The sequence below is a fragment of the Zooshikella harenae genome, from assembly GCF_018837975.1.
GTDB lineage: Bacteria > Pseudomonadota > Gammaproteobacteria > Pseudomonadales > Zooshikellaceae > Zooshikella > Zooshikella harenae.
In genome coordinates, this window is sequence record NZ_JAGSOY010000305.1 from 1 (window position 1) to 791 (window position 791).

Genomic DNA, 791 nt, shown 5'->3' on the forward strand with positions numbered 1-791 from the left:
ACGAGCGTTTAAAGTAATATTTTAGGCTGAAGCTAAAAAGTACCAGAAGGGACATCAAGTGTGCAGACAATATAGCCTGTCATGGCGAGCATAATTAATGAAACCATTCCAATTAAAACGGCATAAATAAAGAGCGTCTGTTGTTTACTGATATTCACAGTCTAATTAGTCCTCATTAACCTTTTAACTATATTACCATGTCCCTGATTATTGACCTAGCGGGAAAACCCTTACACATGGAATCCCGTCCTTTATCCACGCAATCCGTTCAGAATAATATGGATTTTTGGCAGCCCGCCTTATTATCCATTGACCGTGAACATTTGCCGGAAATGCCCCTGCTTAATAGCCGAGCACGGGATATTAAACGCACTCATGGTTATGCCAATGGGGCGGAACAAATTTATGTCGATAATATCGTTGGCCATCAGTTTCGCTTATCCGCCAAGCCCAATTATAAAGTACTGGGCCTCGATGCAGAGATTGCCTGTAATTGGGCCAAGGATGTCGAAGCACGTTTTACCGACTGGGCGGAAGATCCAGATTGTTGGATTGATGCCGAAGAAAAAAGAACGTTGACCATGATGGCGCGAGAATCGGTACGACACTATGCCAGCCAGGGTGAGATACTTGCTTCAGCGGAATGGCGGCGAAAATCCATTAATAACCGACCACAGACCTGTATTAAATTAATCGACAGTGAGCGGTTAACGAATCCCTTTGAGCAAGCGGATACCCAATACTTACGGGCGGGCATCGAACTGGGTAACCGAGGCCAAGCCATTGCGTAT

2 protein-coding genes are annotated in these 791 nt (G+C 44.8%); one reads left to right on the top strand and one right to left on the bottom strand.

The window, feature by feature from the left end:
- Positions 1-32: 32 nt before the first annotated feature.
- Complete coding sequence (locus KCG35_RS26805; protein WP_255562041.1) at positions 33-158, bottom strand: hypothetical protein; 126 nt, start codon at positions 156-158, stop codon at positions 33-35.
- 78 nt (positions 159-236) lie between these two features.
- Between KCG35_RS26805 and KCG35_RS25815 the strand changes: the two genes are divergently transcribed.
- Positions 237-791, top strand: a 555-nt coding sequence (locus KCG35_RS25815; RefSeq protein ID WP_215822757.1) for a phage portal protein, incomplete at its 3' end; no start/stop codon positions are given.